Genomic DNA, 18,933 nt, shown 5'->3' with positions numbered 1-18,933 from the left:
TCCCCGCAAATATGCGCCTCCGAACCGAAAAGGGGCGCAAGGCCGACCGGACAGAGTGCCCGGACCAGACCTTGCGCCCCTTTTCGCAAGCCCGAAGGCCTTAAGATCAATCCTCGGGAGCGATCGTCACCTTGCAGCCTTCGAGCGCCGCGGTGATGGGGATCTGGCAGGAGAGACGCGAGTACTCGTTGCGGTGGTCCGAGCTGTCGAGCAGGTCGTTCTCGTCTTCGCTCATCTCGGGCAGCTTGTCCATGTAGGCCGGGTCGACGTGGACATGGCAGGTCGCGCACGAGCAGCAGCCGCCGCACAGCGCCAGAAGTTCATCGAAACCGCTGTCGCGGATGGTTTCCATGAGCGTGCGGCCTTCGCTGGCCTCGACGCTCGATTCCTCGCCCGCGTGATTGACGACGGTGATCTGCGGCATTGTCCTGTGTCCCCTCTTGGTAAACCGGGTTGGTCGGCGGCGCTTCTACACGCCTCTGACAGGAGGTGCTAGAAGCGCCATACGGCTTTGGCAAGCCGAATTGTTAATACTAAATCGCCAGAAGTTCATACTTCAACAAGAGAGATGCATCATGGCGCTGGGCGCACAACAGATTGAGTATGGGCTTGATACCCTGGCCGGTATCGAGCCGGGTATCGCCCGGGCGCTGGAGGCTTGTGGCTACCCCGAACCCCGCCCCCGCCCCACTGGCTACGCAACCCTGCTTCGCACCATCGTGGGCCAGCAGGTCTCGGTCGCGGCGGCAAGTTCGGTCTGGGCCAAGCTCGAATCGCTGCTGGGGCCCGAACTGAAGCCCGAAGACCTCCTCGCCGCCGAATTCGATGCGCTGCGCGGCTGCGGCCTCTCGCGCCAGAAGCAGGGCTATGCACGTTCACTGTGCGAACTGGTGGTGGCGGGTGAGCTCGATCTTGCAAACCTCCCCGAGGACGACGAGGCCGCCATTGCCGAGCTGATCCGCATCAAGGGCATCGGGCGCTGGTCGGCCGAGATCTACCTACTCTTCGCTGAAGGACGCCCCGACATCTGGCCTGCGGGCGACCTTGCCGTACAAGTCGGCATCGGCAAGATCCTGGGCCTTCCCGAACGGCCAAGCGAGAAGGCAACCCGCGAGCTTGCCGAAGACTGGCGTCCGCACCGGGGCGCCGCGGCGATCTTCACCTGGCACTGCTACAACAACGCAGCGCTCTGACACGCGCCCCAACACGCGCCAAGCCGCTGAAAGCACGGTGCCTTCTCGCGTCCGGCGCAGGCCTGCCACGACCTGTCGCGCGCCCTCTCCTCCCTCGTCTCGGGCGGGAACCAATTTCCGCCCGCTCGCATTCCCGCCGCGATGGCAAATTGCGCAAGGTCAAGGAGTGGGCCTGCTCCATGTGCCATCGCCAAGAGTGAGAGAGAGTGCGCGGCCCGGAACCGGGCGCGTACGGTGGAAACCCGAGGATGCCCGATGCCAGTCTACCAGTTGCGCTTCGCCGAAGACGAAGTGGGCCTTGCCCAGCGACTTGAGTTCACCGCCGCCGATTCGAGCGAAGCCCTGATCTTCGCGCACAAGGAAGCTCAGGATCGCAACGCCGAATTGTGGCTGAACGAAACCCGGCTGTGCACCATTCGCCGCGTGCGCGCGCCTGCGACCGACCGGGTCCCACCGCTGGTGCATGTCCCCGTGCGAGAAAGCGCGCTCGCGGGCTAAGGCGCCTCAGCCTTCCCTTTTCAACGCGTCCAGATAATGGGCGACCGCATCGCGCACATGGCGAAAGCGGTCGCCGCCAAGGTGCTTGCCCCCATACCAGCGGGTCACCACGACAAGATGCCCCTCCAGCCTCGCCGCTTCGAGCTGCTGAAGGATGATCATCCCTGCCCCGCTTTCGCCATCGTCGTTCTTGACCGGGCCGTCCGCTCCCAGGAGCCCCCACGAATTGTGCGTCGCCTTGGCGAACTTCTTGACCTTCTTGAGCCCTTCGATGAGCTTGCGCGCCTCGTCCGCATCGCGGCACGGCGCACCCGAGACGGCGTATTTCGAGCCTCTATCGGAAATGATCTTGTCGAAGGTGCGCATGGCCCGCGCCTTAGCGTCGACCCTCGCGCGATGCAAAGGCTGGCCAGGAGCAGCCATCGGACCGAAAACGCTCAGACGGCTCCGGCAGCCTTCGCCGCGGCGTCGATAAACTGCGCCATGTCCGCGTCGCGGCCCGACAGGCCGCCGCAGTCGTGGGTCGTCAGCGCGATCTCCACGGTGTTGTAGACATTCGACCACTCGGGGTGGTGATCAGCCTTGTCCGCGTGTAGCGCAACCCGGGTCATGAAGCCGAAGGCTGCGTTGAAATCGGCGAACTTCAGCGTGCGTTCGATCGCCTTGCCATCGCCGCGCAACGCCCATGCGCTGTGCGTTTCCAGCAGCGATTTCAATTCGGTGTCGGAGAGCGGGGTGACAGACATGCGCGATACCTTCCTTAAATTCCCTGCCGCGTCAGGACGCTTGGCAGATCAGGGCCTTTCCACTAGGGCACGGCGTCATGCAGGAAGCCAAGATCGCGATCCGTGACCTTGCCTGTCGCCGCGGCGACAGGGTGCTTTTTCGCGGCCTGTCGCTTGCCCTCAACGCGGGCGAGGCGCTGCAGGTTGCGGGCGGCAACGGAATTGGCAAGTCGAGCCTGCTGCGCATCGTCGCCGGGCTCGCCCCGGCCTTCGCCGGCACGGTAGAGCGCGAGGGCGCCATCGGCCTCGTCGACGAACGCCCCGCGCTCGACACCTCGCAGGCGCTCGGCGATGCCCTGGCCTTCTGGGCCCGGATCGATGGCACTTCGCAGGATGCGGCGCAGGCCGCGCGCGACCGGCTCGGCCTCGCCGACCTTCTGGACGTACCCGTGCGCTACTTGTCGACCGGCCAGAAGAAGCGCGCAGCGCTTGCCCGCCTGATCGGCCAGGCCGCCCCGCTCTGGCTTCTGGACGAACCCCTCAACGGTCTCGATGTCCATGCGGTCGAACTGACCGAAGCGATCGTCGCCGAGCATTGCGCAGGCGGGGGCATCGCCCTGGTCGCCTCGCACCAGCCCTTCCGGATCGAGGGACTCCAGCGCCTTGCCCTTGCGGACTTCGCCCTGTGACCGGCCGGGTCTTTGCCCTCCTGAAACGCGACCTTGCGCGCCTGCTGCTGGGCGGGCGCGGCGGCGGTGCGCTGATGCCGGTGCTGTTCTTTCTCTCGGTCGCGATGCTCTACCCCTTCGCGGTCGGGCCGGACGCGCCTCTGTTAGCCCGCACCGGAGGCGGCGTGATCTGGGTGGCAGCGCTCCTTGCCGCGATCCTGCCACTCGACCGGCTGGTGGAGCCCGACATCGAACAGGGCCAGTTCGACCAGTGGGCCTTGCGCGGCATTTCCGAGGAACTGGTGATCGCGGTGCGCGTCCTTGCCCACTGGCTCAGCTTCGGGCCGCCGCTCATGCTGGCCACCCTCCCCGCAGCGGCCCTGCTCGGGCTTGAGGCCGGGACGCTGGCTATCGTCGAACTAGGGCTGCTGGCCGGAACCCCGGGTCTCGCCGCGCTCGGCGTGACCGTGGCCGCCCTGACCGCAGGACTGCGGGGCGGCACTGCCCTTGCCGGTCTTCTCGTCATTCCGATGGCTGTCCCCATCCTGATCTTCGGCGCTGGAAGCCTTGCCATCGGCGGGGAAAGCGGTCTTGCCCTGACCGCGGCGGCCAGCCTGGTCCTGCTGGCGATCGCCCCGTTTGCAGGCGGGGCCGCAGTGCGCGCCGCACGCGGCTGAGAGTTTCGATCCGAGGGCTATCGCGCCCCGGCTCCCTTAGCTGCCTGACCCACCATGCGCACGCGGCCTTGCCCCTGAGAGATAAAGTCGCCGAGGGACCATGGGCCCTGGCAGGGGTGTCCTCCTTAGCCCCTCAGACTGAGCATAAAGCTGTGCATAAGATGTTTGAGAGGTGCGCACAGTATGTGCGTAAGCCGTGAATATCTTCGGGCGAACACACAATGTGAGCAACCTTGTGGATAGATCGTGCACAACATGGTGATCAAGGTGGGATAAGCTGTGTGCTGATGACCTGCAGTCCTTGCCGAAAAAATGGCCGGGGCGGGCAAGGCAAGGAGCCGCCCCGGCCAAGGACACAGGATGGGAAAATCGAAGCCCCATGACGCGAGCCGGACGGCTCTGACTTCGTTTCCCGGGGGCTTGACGGAAGCATCAAGCCGCGTATCAATAGCTAATGATAATCATTCGCAGCTACAACCCCTAAAATCACATCACCGTGAAATTAAGCCAAGTCGCTGAGAAATTGTCGTTTTGAATCGCAGCCCGCACCCGCGGCCAGAGCCCCGATGGAGAGACTCGCATGTACAAGTATGTCGACCGCCCGCTCAGCACGCTCGATGAAGGCTGCCGCTTTCTCGTTGCTTCCATGCGCGGTTGGGTCACCGCGATTTCCAAGCGCAACTGCCCCGCGCAGATGCTCGCGCCCGCCTTCGCCCACTGGCGCCTGATCGGCGCGCTTCAGCCCTTCCACCGCCTCATGCTGATTCTCAACCGCGAGGCGCTCGATACGCTCCAGTTCTGCCCGGTGGGCTGCAACCACGTCTCCGAACACGAGGCGATCCTCCTCGAACTGGTCACGTCCCTGCGCGAACGTGGAGCTGGTGAGACACGCCAGACGCTCGAACTCGTCGTCGCCGAAGACGCGGTGGGCGACCTGCTCGACACCCTCACCCGGATCGGCGCGGCCATGGCCATCGCCGGGATCTTCCCGGGTGAGATCGCGCCTGTGCGCGGTTCGCGCGACTGAATCTGCAGGAGGAGACCAAGTGATCCGAGGGCCATCGCCCTTGGGCTCCCCGAACTGTCGGGCGCACCTTGCGCATGCCAGCTTGGACGATGACGGTGGGTGCGTTCTGCAAAACGAAGGGGCGCTAGCCAGTGCCCCAGCCGATCCACGCCACCATCGCCAGGACCTGCAACACAGCTAGCGCATGCAATTGGCCCACGAACGGTTTCTTGCTGGTCTTGTGGCGGAAATGGCGGCGCGCCCCGTAGGCGCCGGGCGTGCCACCAAGTGCGGCGAGCAGCAGCAGCCGGGCCTCGGGCACACGCCGACCACCGCGCCGGGCCTGGCGCTTGTCCCAGCCGAAAAGCAGAAACGTCAGAGCGTTAATCGCCGCAAGGGCGCCCACCAGAAGAAAGGCTGGCTCAACAGACGAAGACATGATGCGTGCCGCTCAGTCCAGCGGTGCGACGTCGACGGCGAAGTGCATCGTCTGCTCCGAGCTTCCCCGAAACGTGCCGTCGAGCGGAGCGACATCGGAATAGTCACGCCCCATGCCGATGAAGATATGGTCGGCATCGGCCAGCTTGTTGTTGGTCGGATCGAAGCCCACCCAGCCCAGCTCCTCCCCGCACCACAGGTTGACCCAGGCGTGCATGGCATCCGCGCCGACCAACCGCGCCTTCCCCGCAGGCGGGATCGTACGCAGGTAGCCGCTGACGTAGGCCGCCGGGATACCGCGTGCGCGCGCCGCGATGATCATGACATGGGTGAAATCCTGGCACACGCCGTGGCGGTTGCGGAAGGCCTCGATCGGCGGCGTATCGGTGGCCGTTGCGCGCGAATCAAAGCTGAATTCAGTATGGATCGCCTCCATCAGCGTGCGCCCCGCATCCATCACCGCCATCCCTTCGACAAGATGTTCGGCCGCCCAGACGGCGATCTCGTGTTCGGGCACCGCAATGGGCGAGGCAAAGCTGTAGGAGGCGGGCCCCAGCGCAGAAAGGTCGGGAAGCGCCATCGCCTTTTCGCGCAGTTCGACAAGCGTGGGTCCCTTGGCTTCGGCGAAGAAAAAGGGGGCATCCTCGCGCTCGACCTTGAAGCGGCTCTCGATGACCAGGCGATCGATAGGTTCCTGAAGCCCGAAGCGCGCTTCGTTGACGTGGTAGCTGCCCTCCCCTTCGGAGATCGCAGCAGGCCGGGGATCTACGCTGAGGGAATAGTCGGAGACGCTCTGCCCGGGCCAGGCCGCCGGACGCAAGCGCACGTTGAACTGGGCGAGGCGCACAGGCGCTGCGTAGGACAGCGTGGTCTTGTGGCTGACGGCATAGCGCATCACAGAAGTCTCGTGCGGCGTTCGGCGCCTTCGCGGTCGAACTGGAGAAAATAGCGCTGCGAGATCGCGTCTGAAAGCGCGAACAGGCGCCCCTCAAGAGTGCGCAGGCGCGCACGGGTCATGTCTTCGACCAGCGCGGCCTGAAGCTCGCCCTGCAACGCCCGGGCCGAACGCAAGGGAGCTTCGGGCACGTTGTCGTCCCGCACACTCGGTAGCGCCTGGAGGTGCGTGGCGATATCGGCAATCTGGAAGGCCAGGGCACGCGGATTGTCAGGATCGAGCAGCACCAGATCGCGCACCGGATCCGGCATTGGCGCGGTGAGGTAGCGGGTACGGTAGACGATCTGGCTGTCGCACAGGTCAAGGAGGACGCCGCTTGCCACGTCCTCGCTCTCGCCCGTGAAGGCGGAAAGGTCGTGCGTCATGCGGCAGATCGCCTGCGCGCGCTCGATCCGCTCGCCGATCTTGAGAAAGCGCCAGGCCGAGGAGCGTACCATGTTCTCGGCGACAAGGCCCGAGAGCGCACTGAAATGCTCGCCCAGCCAGCGCGCGCTTTCGAGCATGGCCTGCGGGCGCGAGACAGTGACCGGCGGCATCGGACGGCTGACGATGCGCCAGAAATCGCGCGCAAAACGCTCACGCAGGCTCATGCCCACGTCCATGCGGCGTTTCAGAAGCGTGGCCACCGAGCCCGGCAGGTTGGACGAGAGCAAGGCCTGCGCGCAGACGTCTTCCAGCTTCTTGCCGACCGACCCCGCATCGGCCGCGCCCCAGTATTCGAGCAGGCCGACAAGGCTTGCCGCGACCGCCCCGCCCCCGGTTGGCCCGCTTTCCCCTTCCATCGAATTGCCCAGCAGCGAGCGGATCACGCGCAGCACCAGTTCGGCACGCTGGTTGTAGCGCCCGAACCAATAGAGGTTGTCCGCTGCCTGGCTGGCGAGAATGCCGCCCCCGCGCGAGATGGGCGGTGAGCCCTGGAGCGTGGTGCGCTGGTGCTGTTCCGCCGCCTTCTCGTCGACCACCCAGACATCGGCGGAAAGATCGCCCGCCCCCATCATCGTGGTCGGCAAGTCGCGGCTGGAGGACAGACGGGCGAACCCGCCGGGCATGACCGTCCAGCCGCCATCCGCACGGCGCGCGACGAAGGCACGCAGCGTGAAGGGGCGCGGCACGATTTCGCCGTCGATGATCGCAGGCGCGGTGGAGAGCTGGACGATCTCCTGCCCGCAATAGTCCATGGGACGGCGGCGCAGCGCCTCGGCAAAGAGCGCGCGCTCTTCTTCCGTAAGCGACGCTCCGGCCACCGGATCGCGCCCTGCCAGCCCTTCCACCGGCTGCCCGAAGGCGGGAAGAAGTGCCAGGTCGTCGAAACGGCGGGCCACGGTGGCGCCCTCGCTGGCCTGCCCGCACCACCAGGTCGCGATACTGGGGAGAAGCGGTTCCTCGTCCATCAGGAGGCGGCACAGGCGCGGCATGAAGGCGGCCAATGCTGCCGACTCCAGGACCTCGCTTCCCGGTGCATTCGCCATGCCCACCCCGCCCGAAGTCCAGGCTTCGAAGAGGTTGGCGACGCCAATCTGCGAGCGCGCATCGAAGGCCAGCGGGTCGAGCAGATCGGTGTTGATCCAGCGCCAGATACCATCGACCCGCTTGGGCCCCGCGATGGTGCCGACGTAGAGGCGATTGTCGAGCACCGAGAGGTCGCGTCCCTCGACCAGAGGCAGGCCGAGATAGCGCGCAAGGTGCGCCTGTTCGGCGTAAGTCTGGTTGAAGCGGCCCGGGGTCAGCAGCGCAACGCGCGGCCGCTCACGCCCGCAGGCCGCGGCCATGCCCTCGCGCATCGCCCCAAAGAACCCCGCGGTACGACGCACATGGCTTGCCGCGAGCAGATCGCCCGTCGTGCGCGAGAGGGCAAGGCGGTTCTCCAGCGTATAGCCGATGCCGCTCGCCAGCCGCACCCGGTCCTGAAGAATCCGCCATTGCCCGCGCGGTCCGCGCGCCAGCTCGGCCGAATAGACCTGCAGGAAGCGCCCGCAGGCCGGGGGATGGCCGATCATGCGGCGCACGAAGAAGGGATTTCCAGCGATGACGGCCGCGGGCAGATGCCCGTCCTTCACCAGCTTCTGCTCGCCATATATGTCCGCCGCGAGCTTCTCGAGCATGTCGGCGCGCTGGACGAGGCCGCGTTCGAGCTTAGCCCATTCGTCCGCGCCGATGACGAGCGGCATGGCATTGACCGGCCAGGCGCGCTCTTCCTCGTCGCCGGTGACGCGAAAAGTCAGGCCCAGGTCGGCGGCGTTGCGGCTGGTCGCCTCCTGCAGCGCGGCGGCGTCGTTTTCCCCCAGCCGCGCGAGTTCGGAGGCAACCGCGCACCAGCGCTCCCCCACCCAGCGCGGTGCGTCGGTGTAGAGATCGCCGCCCTCGGGCCCTGCGGAATAGCGATCGAGCCAGCCCCGCGCCCGCACCGGCCGCCGGGAAGAGGGGCTAGTGGACACGCGGCGGACGTCTCAGATCGAGGGCATGGGGAAATTCACCCGGCATCTCTTCGGGCGGCGGCGCCATGGGTCCCGGCGAATGGCCGTGCGGCGTGAAGCGCGCCTTGCGCCGCGCTTCGGCCTCGTAGCCGTTGACGGGCACCGTATCGTAGTTGCGCCCACCCGGATGGGCGACCTCGTAGACACAGCCGCCCAGCGAGCGTCCGTTCCAGGTGTCGAAGATGTCGAAGGTGAGCGGAGTGTGCGGTTCCAGCAGCGGGTGCAGACACTCGGCCGGCCACCACGCCTTGTAGCGCACGCCGCCCACGCCTTCTTCCGGCCCGGTCATCGTCATCGGCACACGGCGCCCATTGCAGGTGATGACGTGACGTCCCTTGACGAGCCCCGTGGCCTTGACCTGCAAACGCTCGGTCGAGCTGTCGACATAGCGCACGGTGCCCCCGATCGCGCCGGTCTCGCCGAGCACGTTCCAGGGTTCGAGCGCGTGGCTGATTTCCAGGCTCACGCCGCCGCCCTCGACTTCGCCGTGGACGGGGAAGCGGAACATGCGCTGTGCCTCGAACCAGGCCGGGTCGAAATGGTAGCCCGCGCGGCCAAGGTCGGCGAGGACGTCGAGGAAATCGTCCCAGACGAAGTGGCCGAGCATGAACTTGTCGTGGAGCTGCGTGCCCCAGCGCACGAGGTCACCTTGCTGCGGCTCCTTCCAGAACCAGGCGGTGAGCGCGCGCAGGAGCAATTGCTGAGCCAGGCTCATCTTGCCGTCTGGCGGCATCTCGAAGCCGCGGAATTCGACCAGGCCGAGGCGCCCCGTGGGCCCATCGGGCGAGAACATCTTGTCGATGCAGATCTCGGTGCGGTGGGTGTTGCCCGTAACATCGACCAGGAGATTGCGGAACAGGCGGTCGACCATCCAGGGCGCGGGCTGCGGGGCGTCGGGTCCGGGCACCTGCGCCAGCGCAATTTCCAGTTCGTACAGCGCGTCATGGCGCGCCTCGTCGATGCGCGGGGCCTGGCTCGTCGGGCCGATGAACAGCCCGGAGAAGAGGTAGGAAAGCGAGGGGTGGCGCTGCCAGTAAAGCACGAAGCTCTTGAGCAGGTCCGGGCGGCGGATGAAGGGGCTGTCGAGCAGGCTCGGCCCGCCCAGCACGATGTGGTTGCCACCGCCTGTCCCGATCGAGCGCCCATCGACCATGAACTTGTCGGCGGTAAGGCCGATCTCGCGCGCGCAGTCGTACAGCGTCTCGGTGATCTCCACCGTCTCGCGCCAGGAGGCGCTCGGGTGGATGTTGACCTCGATCACGCCCGGATCGGGGGTGACCTTGAGGACGGTGAGACGCGGGTCGGGCGGCGGGGGATAGCCCTCGATGCGGACCGGAAGGCCCATGTCCTCGGCCACCTGCTCGATCGCGGCGACGAGTTCGAGGTAGTCCTCCAGCCACTCGGTCGGCGGAATGAAGACGGCAAGGTAATCCCCGCGTGGCTCGACCGTGAGCGCGGTGCGCACCGCGCCCTCGATGATGTCCTGTTCGACCAACTGCGGACCGAACTGGGCGGGTTCGGGGACGGTCTCGAAGCGCTGGCTGGCCAGTTCCTCGCGCATCTGGCGGCCGCGCTGGGTCACCTGCGTGCGGATATCGGCCAGAGGTTCGTGTTGCTCGGCGGTATCGCGCGGATGGATGTAGGGGTACTCGCCAGGTGGTACGTGCGGCAGCGAGCCAAGCGGCAGGCGATAGCCGAGTGAGCCGTCACCCGGCACGGCGGTAAGCACGCCCTTTCGCACGCGCCACAGCTCGCTCTGCCAATGGCGCTGGATCGGGGCGACCTTGGTCTGCCAGCGCTGGATCGGAAGCACGAAGCCCACCGGCTTTTCGAGACCCCGGCGGTAGGTGCGCTTGAAGCGGCGGGCCAGTTCCTCGTCCTCGATGGCCGGGTCCATCGGCGAGGTGTTCACCGGAAGCTCGTCCTCGCGCAGCATCCACACGCCGGTGTCCTCGTAGACCGGCTGGACGAACTCGGGCTCGACCCCGAGGTTCGCGGCGGCCTGCTTCAGGACTTTCGCGGCCTGCTGCACATCGATGGAAGGCACCGGATCGGGGTCGCCCCCCTTTTCGAGCGGCTTTTCCCCCGCAAGCAGCGCATCGTCGCGCCAGATCGGCTCGCCGTCCTTGCGCCAGTAGATCGAATAGCCCCAGCGCGGCAGCGTCTCGCCCGGGTACCACTTGCCCTGCCCGTGGTGGAGCAGCGAGCCGGGCGCGAACTTGTGACGCAGGAGACGGATCAACTGGTCGGCGTAGGCCGCCTTGGTCGGACCGACTGCCTCGCCGTTCCACTCACCCGCTTCAAAATCGCCGTCGGCAATGAAGGTCGGCTCGCCGCCCATGGTCAGATTGACGCCGTTCGCCACCAGATCGGCATCGACCTTGTCGCCCAGCGCCAGCATGTTCTCCCAACGCTCGGGCGTGAAAGGCTTGGTGATGCGCACCGCTTCGGCGATGCGGCTGACGTCCATCTTGAAATCGAAGTCGACTTCGGCGGGCTCGGCCAGTCCCTCGATGGGCGTGGCCGAACGGTAGTGGGGCGTCGCACACAGGGGAATGTGCCCCTCGCCCGCGAACATGCCCGAAGTCGCATCGAGCGCGATCCACCCCGCCCCCGGCACGAAGGCCTCGGCCCAGGCGTGAAGGTCGGTCACGTCCTGGAGCACGCCCTGCGGGCCTTCCTTGGGGATCACGTCGGCGACCAGCTGGATCGAGTAGCCCGAGACAAAGCGCGCGGCAAAGCCCAGGCGGCGCAGCAGGTGGACGAGCAGCCAGGCCGAATCGCGGCACGAGCCCCGCCCCGCCTCCAGCGTTTCCTCGGGCGTCATCACGCCCGGCTCCATGCGGATCACGTAGTCGATGCGCCGTTCAAGCTGGCGGTTGATCTCGACCAGGAAGTCGACCGTGCGCCCCTCGTGGCCTTCGTACTGCTTGACCAGCTCCTCGAAGAGCGGGCCCTGCTCTTCCACGTCGAAATAGGCAGCAAGGTCCGCCTTCATCGCGTCGGTGTACTGGAACGGGTATTCCTCGGCGTCGGGCTCAACGAAGAAATCGAAGGGGTTGATGACCGCGAGTTCGGCAAGGAGATCGACCTCGATCTGGAAATGGTCGACCGGATCGGGGAAGACGATCCGCGCCAGCCAGTTGCCGTGCGGGTCCTGCTGCCAGTTGATGAAATGCTCAGGCGGAGAGATCTTGAGCGAATAATTCGGCACCTGCGTGCGCGAATGCGGCGCCGGACGAAGCCGGATCACCTGTGGGCCGAGCTTGATCCGCTTGGAGTAGCGGTAGCGAGTGAGGTGGTGCAGTGCCGCTTTTATCATCGCGGGTGACTTTGCGCGAAACGCTGCTGCACTGCAACGCTGTTCACTTGGCCTAGAAAGAGTTTTCGTTACAGTGCCCTTTACGTGTACCATTTGCCGCAAAAGCGTCATCGAGAACTGGCAAGGGCCGCGTTTTTAAAGACACGTGCGTGCCACGGGCCGAAATCCGCGCCCCTGGCCGCACCCCAAGACCACCAGAAGAGGGTCACATGGACGAGACGACAGGTACCGTTATGCAGCCGACCGGAGATACGGATACGACGTCGCCCGCCCGTGCGCAGGTGCCCACACCTGCGCAAACCGACGCGCCTGCCCCGTTCGATCCTGCAGCGCTCGCGTCCTGCCCCTCGCGCTTCTTCAACCGCGAGCTGAGCTGGCTGGCCTTCAACGAGCGCGTTCTCGCCGAAGCCTCGAACATGAACTACCCCCTGCTCGAACGCCTGCGCTTCCTCTCGATCTCAGGCAGCAACATCGACGAATTCTTGATGGTGCGCGTGGCGGGCCTTGCCGGGCAAGTGCGCCGCCAGATCGAGGAAGCCTCAATCGACGGGCTCACCCCCGGGCAGGCGCTGGCCGCCACGCACGAGAAAGTGCTCGAGCTGGAAACGATCCAGCAGAAGACCTGGGCCGGACTCAAGGCCGAGATGGCCGAGGCGGGCATCGCGGTCATTGGCGATGAAACGCTCGACCCTGAGCGCGAGCAGTGGCTCAAGGACTATTTCGCGACCGACATCATGCCGGTCATCACGCCCCAGGCGATTGACCCGGCACACCCCTTCCCCTTCGTTGCGAACCAGGGGATCGGCGTGCTCTTCTCACTGAACCGCATCGCCGACAACGCGCCCGTCATGGAGATGGTGCTGATCCCCGCGCCGCTGCCGCGCTTCGTGCGCATTCCGGGCGAGGAGGCGGCGTGGATCTCCATCGAGGACCTCATCTGCCGCAACGCAGGGACCCTCTTTCCCGGCTTCAAGGTGGGCGGGCACGGCGTGTTCCGCATCCTGCGCGACTCCGACCTTGAGATCGAGGAAGACGCCGAGGACCTCGTGCGCTACTTCCGCTCGGCGATCCAGCGCCGCCGCCGCGGCCTTGTCATCGTGCTCCAGCTCCAGGGCAAGTTCGACCCGGCTGCCGAGGAAATGCTGCGCGGCCAGCTCGGCCTCGACCAGGCGCTGATCATGAAGACCGAGGGGCTCATCGGCTTCTCGGGCGTCTCGGCAATCTGCGACGAAGACCGCCCGGAGCTCAAGTTCGAACCCTATTCACCCCGCTATCCCGAACGCGTCCTGGAGCATGACGGCGACATCTTCGCCGCGATCCGCGAGAAGGACATCATCATCCACCACCCTTACGAGAGCTTCGAGGTGGTGATCGATTTCCTGCGCCAGGCCGCGCGCGATCCGGACGTGATCGCGATCAAGCAGACGCTCTACCGCGCGGGCAAGCAATCCGCGATCATCTCCGCGCTCATCGCGGCGGCCGAACAGGGCAAGTCGGTGACCGCCGTGGTGGAGATCAAGGCCCGCTTCGACGAGGAGCAGAACCTGCTGTGGGCTGGCCAGCTCGAACGCGCGGGCGTCCAGGTGATCTACGGCTTCATCGACTGGAAGACCCACGGCAAGGTCTCGATGGTGGTGCGCCGCGAAAGCGATCTGGGCAATGGCCGGGGCGGCTATCGCACCTATTGCCACTTCGGCACGGGCAACTACCACCCGATCACTGCGCGCATCTACACCGACCTTTCCTATTTCACCGCCGATCCGGCGGCGGGGCGCGATGCGGGCAAGCTGTTCAACTTCGTCACCGGCTATGTCGAGCCAGACGAGACCGAGCTGCTCTCCATCTCGCCCATGACGCTGCGCTCGCGGCTCTACGAGTTGATTGCGACCGAAACCGCCAACGCGAAAGCGGGCAAGCCCGCCGCGATCTGGGCCAAGATGAACTCACTCACCGATCCCGAGCTGATCGACCACCTCTACACCGCCAGCCAGGCGGGCGTGGATGTCGACCTCGTGATCCGCGGCATCTGTTGCCTCAGGCCTGGCATCGAGGGCTTCTCGGAGAACATCTCGGTCAAGTCGGTGATCGGCCGCTTCCTCGAACACAGCCGCATCTGGGCCTTCGCCAACGGCGCGGACCTGCCCAGCCGCCAGGCCGAAGTGCTCATCACCTCGGCCGACGGGATGAGCCGCAACCTCGACCGGCGCGTCGAGATCATGATCCCGATGCGCAACAAGACCGTCCACGACCAGGTGCTCGACCAGGTCATGCTGGCCAACTTCATCGACACCGAGCAGTCCTGGCTGCTTCACCCCGACGGCACCTCCGAGCGCGTGGGCGAGGTCGAGGAGCCCTTCAACCTGCACCGCTATTTCATGACCAATCCCTCGCTTTCAGGACGCGGTGCTTCGCTTGCCAGTGGACGAAAAGTGCCCAAGCTCTCGCTTCGACGGGGGAATATCTGACATAGGGCCCAAGTTCTGACACAAGAGTGTCGGAACAAAGTCCCTCTCGGATTCGTCTGGAAAGCATGATCGGCATCAGCCACTCGAGCGAAAAGCGCGCGATTATCGACATCGGTTCGAACACCGTGCGCCTCGTCATCTACAACGGGCCGCTGCGCGCGCCCGTCGTCATGCTGAACGAGAAGGTCAACGCGCGCCTTGGCCGTGACCTCGACCGTGACGGCACGCTTTCGGAAAAAGCCTTGAAGACCGCGCTGGGCGCGCTGGAACGCTTTTCGCGCCTGCTGGCCCTGCACAAGGTGCGCGATGTCGATTGCGTGGCGACAGCCGCCGCGCGCGATGCCAGCAATGGCCCCCAGTTTCTGGAGGCCGTGCGCGGCTTTGGCCTTTCGCCCCGCCTGCTTTCGGGCAATGAGGAAGCGCGCGCCAGCGCCCATGCGGTCATCGCCGCGTTTCCCGGCGCGCATGGCACGGTGGCCGACCTTGGCGGCGGCAGCCTCGAACTGATCGGCGTGGAGAACGGCACTATCAGCCCACGCGGCATCACCATGCCGTTCGGCACCCTGCGCCTGCCCGGCCTGCGCAGCAATGACGCCAAGGCCTTCTCCACCGTGGTGCACGAACGGCTCAAGGCCAACGGCTGGAACGGCGGCAAGGACGAGCCACTCTACATTGTGGGCGGCTCCTGGCGCGCGCTTGCCCAGCAGGCCATGCGCGAGTTGAAGTGGCCGGTCGATGATCCGCACGGCTTTGCGCTTCCCGCCGACGATGTGCTGCGCATCGCGCGCCAGTTCGCCAAGGGCCGGATCGAGAACCCGGACCCGCGCATTTCCTCCTCGCGCCTCGCCAGCCTGCCAGACGCGGCCGCGCTGCTCGCCGAACTGGTGATCGCCCTCCAGCCCAGCGAGATCGTGTTCTCCTCCTGGGGCCTTCGCGAAGGCCTGCTCTACGCCCAGCTCGAACCCGAAGTGCAGGCCGAACCGCCGATGCTCGCCAGCGTCGCCGGTTTTGCGCTTGGCGTGCGGGTCTCGGCCGAGGAAGCGGTCGCGGTGGCGAAGTGGACCGCGCCCGTGTGCGACGATGGCGAGGACAGCAACGGGCACGGCCCGGGGAACGAAAACGACCGCATCCTGCGCCAGGCCTCCACGCTTCTGGCCCTGGCCGCCATGCGCACAGAGCCCAACCTGCGCACCGAGGAAGCCACCACCTGGGCGCTGCGCAAGCGCTGGATCGGGCTCGACATGCGCGGGCGCGGGATGATGGCGATGACCGTCTTTGCCAACGCGGGTCTCTCGGGCATTCCCGATCCCTTCGACCGGCTGGCAACGCGCGCCGATCTCGACCGCGCGATCGGCTGGGGCCTTGCCATCCGCCTGTGCCGCCGCCTCCACGGCGGGTGTCACACCGCGCTCGATCTCAGCCAGCTCTCCTCTACGCCCGAAAACATCACGCTCTCTCTACGCGAGCGGGGCCTGCCGCTGTTCAACCCGGCCGCCGCCAAGGACATCAAGGCGCTGGGCGAGTGGCTGGGCCGCTCCTGGCGCGTGCTGGGCCCGGACGACGAAGTGATCGCCGAAGGCTGATCCCCCCCTTCGGCTTCGCCCACTCCACACACGAAAATCGTTTACTTTCGGTCTCTCCAGTACATCCCCCGCTCGCATCAGGGTTTATCCCGATGGGGCGCACTCCAGCCCTGCGCCAGCCTTGCTGTCGGTCGTCGGCATCGACGGCACGCCCATTGCAAGGACTGGAAACCGGCTCATGGACACAGAGAACCGCCCTCCCCTCACACTTACCGAAAAGCGCGCGCCGTCCGACGTCTCACGGCGCAAGCTGCTCCAGGGCTCCAGCCTGCTGGCCGCGCTGCCCGTGATCGGCAAGCTCGCCTCCCCGCGCCGGGCGCTCGCCCAGTCGGGTAGCGCCAGCCGCCCCAACATCCTGATCATCTGGGCCGATGACGTGGGCATGTGGAACCTCAGCGCCTACCACCGCGGCATGATGGGCCACAAGACCCCCAACATCGACCGCATCGCCCAGAAGGGCATGCTGTTCATGGACCACTACGCGCAGGCCTCGTGCACTGCGGGCCGCGCCGCCTTCATCACCGGCCAGTACCCGATCCGCACCGGCATGAGCACGGTCGGCCTGCCCGGCTCCGAGCTCGGCCTCCAGAAGGAAGACCCGACGCTCGCCGAGATGCTCAAGCCGCTGGGCTATGCGACCGGCCAGTTCGGCAAGAACCACCTGGGCGACCGGGATGAACACCTGCCCACCGCGCATGGCTTCGACGAGTTCATGGGAATTCTCTACCACCTGAACGCGGGCGAATATCCCGAGCAGTACGACTACCCCAAGGACAGCCCCGCCTTCCAGCAACGCGGTGTCGTCCATACCTGGGCCGATGGCAACGGCGGCCAGAAGATCGAGGACCTGGGGCCCTTCGGACAGGAGCGCCAACGCCATCTCGACGATGAGTTCCTCAAGGAATCCAAACGCTTCATAAGCGATGCTGCCCGCGCTGGCACGCCCTTCTTCGTGTGGCACAACACCACGCGCATGCACTACCGCACCAACCTGCCGCCCGAGTACGACGGCGTCACGGGCTATGGTCTCTACGCCGATGGCATGGAACAGCTCGACGATCAGGTCGGCCAGTTGCTCGACCACCTCGAGGAACTAGGCGTGGCCGACAACACCATGGTCATGTTCTCGACCGACAACGGCCCGGCCTGCAATTCCTGGCCCGATGGCGGCAACACCCCGTTCCATGGCGAAAAAGGCGTGGGCGGCTGGGAAGGCGGCTTTCGCGTCCCCATGATGGTGTCCTGGCCCGGGCACATTCCGGCGGGCACCACGACCGGCGAATTCATGACCATGGAGGACTGGGTCCCCACCATCATGTCCCACCTCGGGCAGCCCAATCTGGTCGCCGAACTCAAGAGCGGCAAGCGCATCGGCAACATGACCTACAAGGTCCATCTCGATGGCGTCGACCAGACCGACCTGGTCTCCGGGCGTGGCCCCACCAAGCGCAAGGAGTTCTATTACTTCACCGAGACCACCCTGCACGGGCTGCGCTACGGGGACTGGAAGTTCCTGTTCAAGAGCCAGGACAAGTGGTTCAACGGCGTGCAGGAGCAGCTCGTCACCCCCTACATCATCAACCTCAAGCTCGATCCCTTCGAGCGCTTCCTCGACGCGCGCGGATATGACGAATGGCAGGAAAACCATTCCTGGACGCTGGGTGCGGCCGGGCAGCAAGTCGCCAAGTTCATGGCGACTTTGCAGGAATTCCCGCCCCGTCAGAAGAGCTTCGACCTCGACGTCGATGAGATGATGAGCTCGGCCTACAGCGCCCAGACCAACTGATCGCGCACCGCTTCGGCAATATCGAGAGACGAGAGGGCGCCCGGTGCGCCCTCTCTTTGCATCACGCGACCAGTGTGCGGCTCTCGGCGATCTGGCCGATCCCGCGCTTGCCGCCCTGACGATCCAGCTGGACGACGATGTCGATCACGCTGGCGGCGTACTCCAGCGTCTCGGCGCGGGTGAGGCCGATATTCGACTGCATCGCCATGAGCGCGATCTGCTCCAGCGCGCCGCGCGGCGTGTTGGCGTGGACGGTCGAGAACGAGCCGGGGTGCCCGGTGTTGATGGCGCGCAGGAACGAGACCGTCTCGGTCCCGCGCAGCTCGCCCAGCACGATGCGGTCGGGGCGCAGGCGCAATGCGGCCTGAAGCAGGTCGTTGGCCGAGACCTTGGCCTCCCCCAACTCACCCTTGACCGCGATAAGGCCGACACCATTGGCGCCCGGCAGCTTGAGTTCCGCGGTGTCCTCCACCAGCACGACCCGCTCGTCCTGCGGGATCTCGGCCAGCATGGCGTTGAGAAAGGTGGTCTTGCCCGTCGAGGTGCCGCCCGAAATCAGGATCGTGCGGCGGCGCTGGATCGCGTCCTTGAGGAAGGCGATGGGCTGCGCCATCGGATCGGGCGTCGGCGCCTCTTGCGGCGGAGTAATGGGGCCACGGTCATAAGCGTCGAGCGGCAGGTTCAACAGACGGTGACGACGGATCGCCATCGCCCAGTTGCTGCGCGTCGCGGGCGGCCCGACCAGCTGGATGCGCGCACCGGACTGCCCGGCATAGGCTGGAAGCGTGGCCGAGAGCAGCGGATGCTCGCGGTTGATGCCCTGATGGCTGATCCGCGCGACCTGCTCCGCGAGGCGCTGGAGCAGGCGGTTGTCCATCTCGGGAAGCGCAATGCACTTCATCCCCGCGCTGCCATCGGCGTGCGCGGCATCCTCCACCCAGATCTCGCCAGGACGGTTGACCAGGATCTCGGTCACCGTCTCGCGGTCGAGCCAGGGGCGTAAAGGAGCCAGGTAGGCGTCGAGATAGACGCTGCGCGGAACGGACGCCTCCACCTGCACCTCGGGCATGTTCTCAGACATTGGCGCGCCCGCAGCCGCAGGCACCAGCGAAAGAACGTCGGCCATGGCGAAATCCTGCCTTG

The 18,933-nt window shown here is 66.1% G+C and carries 16 protein-coding genes; 8 read left to right on the top strand and 8 right to left on the bottom strand.

Going from position 1 to position 18,933, the window contains the following annotated elements; all coding sequences use genetic code 11:
* Positions 1–106 precede the first annotated feature (106 nt).
* Positions 107–424: a 2Fe-2S iron-sulfur cluster-binding protein gene (locus LC060_RS04915; RefSeq protein WP_148628208.1), complete on the bottom strand. Its 318-nt coding sequence runs from the start codon at positions 422–424 to the stop codon at positions 107–109.
* 151 nt (positions 425–575) lie between these two features.
* Between LC060_RS04915 and LC060_RS04910 the strand changes: the two genes are divergently transcribed.
* Together LC060_RS04910 and LC060_RS04905 are read left to right on the top strand one after the other, a co-directional pair.
* The gene (locus LC060_RS04910) at positions 576–1,193 is read left to right on the top strand and encodes a DNA-3-methyladenine glycosylase family protein (RefSeq protein ID WP_226633228.1); all 618 of its coding nucleotides are present in this window, start codon (positions 576–578) and stop codon (positions 1,191–1,193) included.
* Positions 1,194–1,448: 255 nt separating this feature from the next.
* Positions 1,449–1,691 (top strand): hypothetical protein, encoded by a 243-nt coding sequence (locus tag LC060_RS04905; protein ID WP_226633226.1) that lies wholly within the window; start codon positions 1,449–1,451, stop codon positions 1,689–1,691.
* Between the two features lie 6 nt (positions 1,692–1,697).
* Here the strand turns inward: LC060_RS04905 and LC060_RS04900 are convergent, their stop codons facing one another.
* Both LC060_RS04900 and LC060_RS04895 read right to left on the bottom strand, forming a co-directional pair.
* On the bottom strand, positions 1,698–2,057 hold the full coding sequence (locus tag LC060_RS04900; protein ID WP_226633224.1) for a YigZ family protein: 360 nt from the start codon (positions 2,055–2,057) through the stop codon (positions 1,698–1,700).
* A 71-nt stretch (positions 2,058–2,128) separates the two neighbouring features.
* Positions 2,129–2,437 (bottom strand): 4a-hydroxytetrahydrobiopterin dehydratase, encoded by a 309-nt coding sequence (locus tag LC060_RS04895; protein ID WP_226633222.1) that lies wholly within the window; start codon positions 2,435–2,437, stop codon positions 2,129–2,131.
* Between the two features lie 77 nt (positions 2,438–2,514).
* Between LC060_RS04895 and ccmA the strand changes: the two genes are divergently transcribed.
* The 3 genes from ccmA to LC060_RS04880 all read left to right on the top strand — a co-directional run bounded on the left by ccmA (position 2,515) and on the right by LC060_RS04880 (position 4,788).
* Positions 2,515–3,105: a heme ABC exporter ATP-binding protein CcmA gene (ccmA, locus tag LC060_RS04890; RefSeq protein ID WP_226633221.1), complete on the top strand. Its 591-nt coding sequence runs from the start codon at positions 2,515–2,517 to the stop codon at positions 3,103–3,105.
* The gene (locus LC060_RS04885) at positions 3,102–3,761 is read left to right on the top strand and encodes a heme exporter protein CcmB (RefSeq protein ID WP_226633220.1); all 660 of its coding nucleotides are present in this window, start codon (positions 3,102–3,104) and stop codon (positions 3,759–3,761) included. The genes ccmA and LC060_RS04885 overlap by 4 nt, the downstream gene beginning before the upstream one ends.
* 580 nt (positions 3,762–4,341) lie before the next feature.
* Positions 4,342–4,788, top strand: a complete 447-nt coding sequence (locus LC060_RS04880) for a hypothetical protein (RefSeq protein WP_226633218.1) — start codon at positions 4,342–4,344, stop codon at positions 4,786–4,788.
* A gap of 124 nt (positions 4,789–4,912) precedes the next feature.
* Here the strand turns inward: LC060_RS04880 and LC060_RS04875 are convergent, their stop codons facing one another.
* From LC060_RS04875 to LC060_RS04860, 4 genes are read right to left on the bottom strand one after another with little or no spacing between them, the layout of a single operon-like run.
* Positions 4,913–5,206, bottom strand: a complete 294-nt coding sequence (locus tag LC060_RS04875; protein ID WP_226633216.1) for a DUF1294 domain-containing protein — start codon at positions 5,204–5,206, stop codon at positions 4,913–4,915.
* Between the two features lie 12 nt (positions 5,207–5,218).
* Complete coding sequence (locus tag LC060_RS04870; RefSeq protein ID WP_226633632.1) at positions 5,219–6,100, bottom strand: transglutaminase family protein; 882 nt, start codon at positions 6,098–6,100, stop codon at positions 5,219–5,221.
* Positions 6,100–8,595, bottom strand: a complete 2,496-nt coding sequence (locus LC060_RS04865; protein ID WP_226633214.1) for a circularly permuted type 2 ATP-grasp protein — start codon at positions 8,593–8,595, stop codon at positions 6,100–6,102. Before LC060_RS04865 ends, LC060_RS04870 begins: the two co-directional genes overlap by 1 nt.
* Positions 8,585–11,956 carry a DUF2126 domain-containing protein gene (locus tag LC060_RS04860; protein WP_226633213.1) on the bottom strand — a complete coding sequence of 1,124 codons (3,372 nt, stop codon included), beginning with the start codon at positions 11,954–11,956 and terminating at the stop codon, positions 8,585–8,587. The genes LC060_RS04865 and LC060_RS04860 overlap by 11 nt, the downstream gene beginning before the upstream one ends.
* A gap of 209 nt (positions 11,957–12,165) precedes the next feature.
* Between LC060_RS04860 and LC060_RS04855 the strand changes: the two genes are divergently transcribed.
* The 3 genes from LC060_RS04855 to LC060_RS04845 all read left to right on the top strand — a co-directional run bounded on the left by LC060_RS04855 (position 12,166) and on the right by LC060_RS04845 (position 17,790).
* Positions 12,166–14,421, top strand: a complete 2,256-nt coding sequence (locus tag LC060_RS04855; protein ID WP_226633211.1) for an RNA degradosome polyphosphate kinase — start codon at positions 12,166–12,168, stop codon at positions 14,419–14,421.
* A 65-nt stretch (positions 14,422–14,486) separates the two neighbouring features.
* Positions 14,487–16,004, top strand: a complete 1,518-nt coding sequence (locus tag LC060_RS04850; RefSeq protein WP_226633209.1) for a Ppx/GppA family phosphatase — start codon at positions 14,487–14,489, stop codon at positions 16,002–16,004.
* A gap of 178 nt (positions 16,005–16,182) precedes the next feature.
* Positions 16,183–17,790, top strand: a complete 1,608-nt coding sequence (locus LC060_RS04845; RefSeq protein WP_226633207.1) for an arylsulfatase — start codon at positions 16,183–16,185, stop codon at positions 17,788–17,790.
* A gap of 61 nt (positions 17,791–17,851) precedes the next feature.
* Here LC060_RS04845 and virB11 read toward each other — a convergent pair whose 3' ends face one another.
* A complete protein-coding gene (virB11, locus tag LC060_RS04840) occupies positions 17,852–18,916 on the bottom strand; it encodes a P-type DNA transfer ATPase VirB11 (RefSeq protein WP_226633205.1) in 1,065 nt (354 codons plus the stop codon).
* Positions 18,917–18,933 lie beyond the last annotated feature (17 nt).

Source organism: Novosphingobium profundi, assembly GCF_020524485.1.
Lineage (GTDB): Bacteria > Pseudomonadota > Alphaproteobacteria > Sphingomonadales > Sphingomonadaceae > Novosphingobium > Novosphingobium profundi_A.
This window is presented reverse-complemented; position numbering and strand designations above follow the sequence as displayed.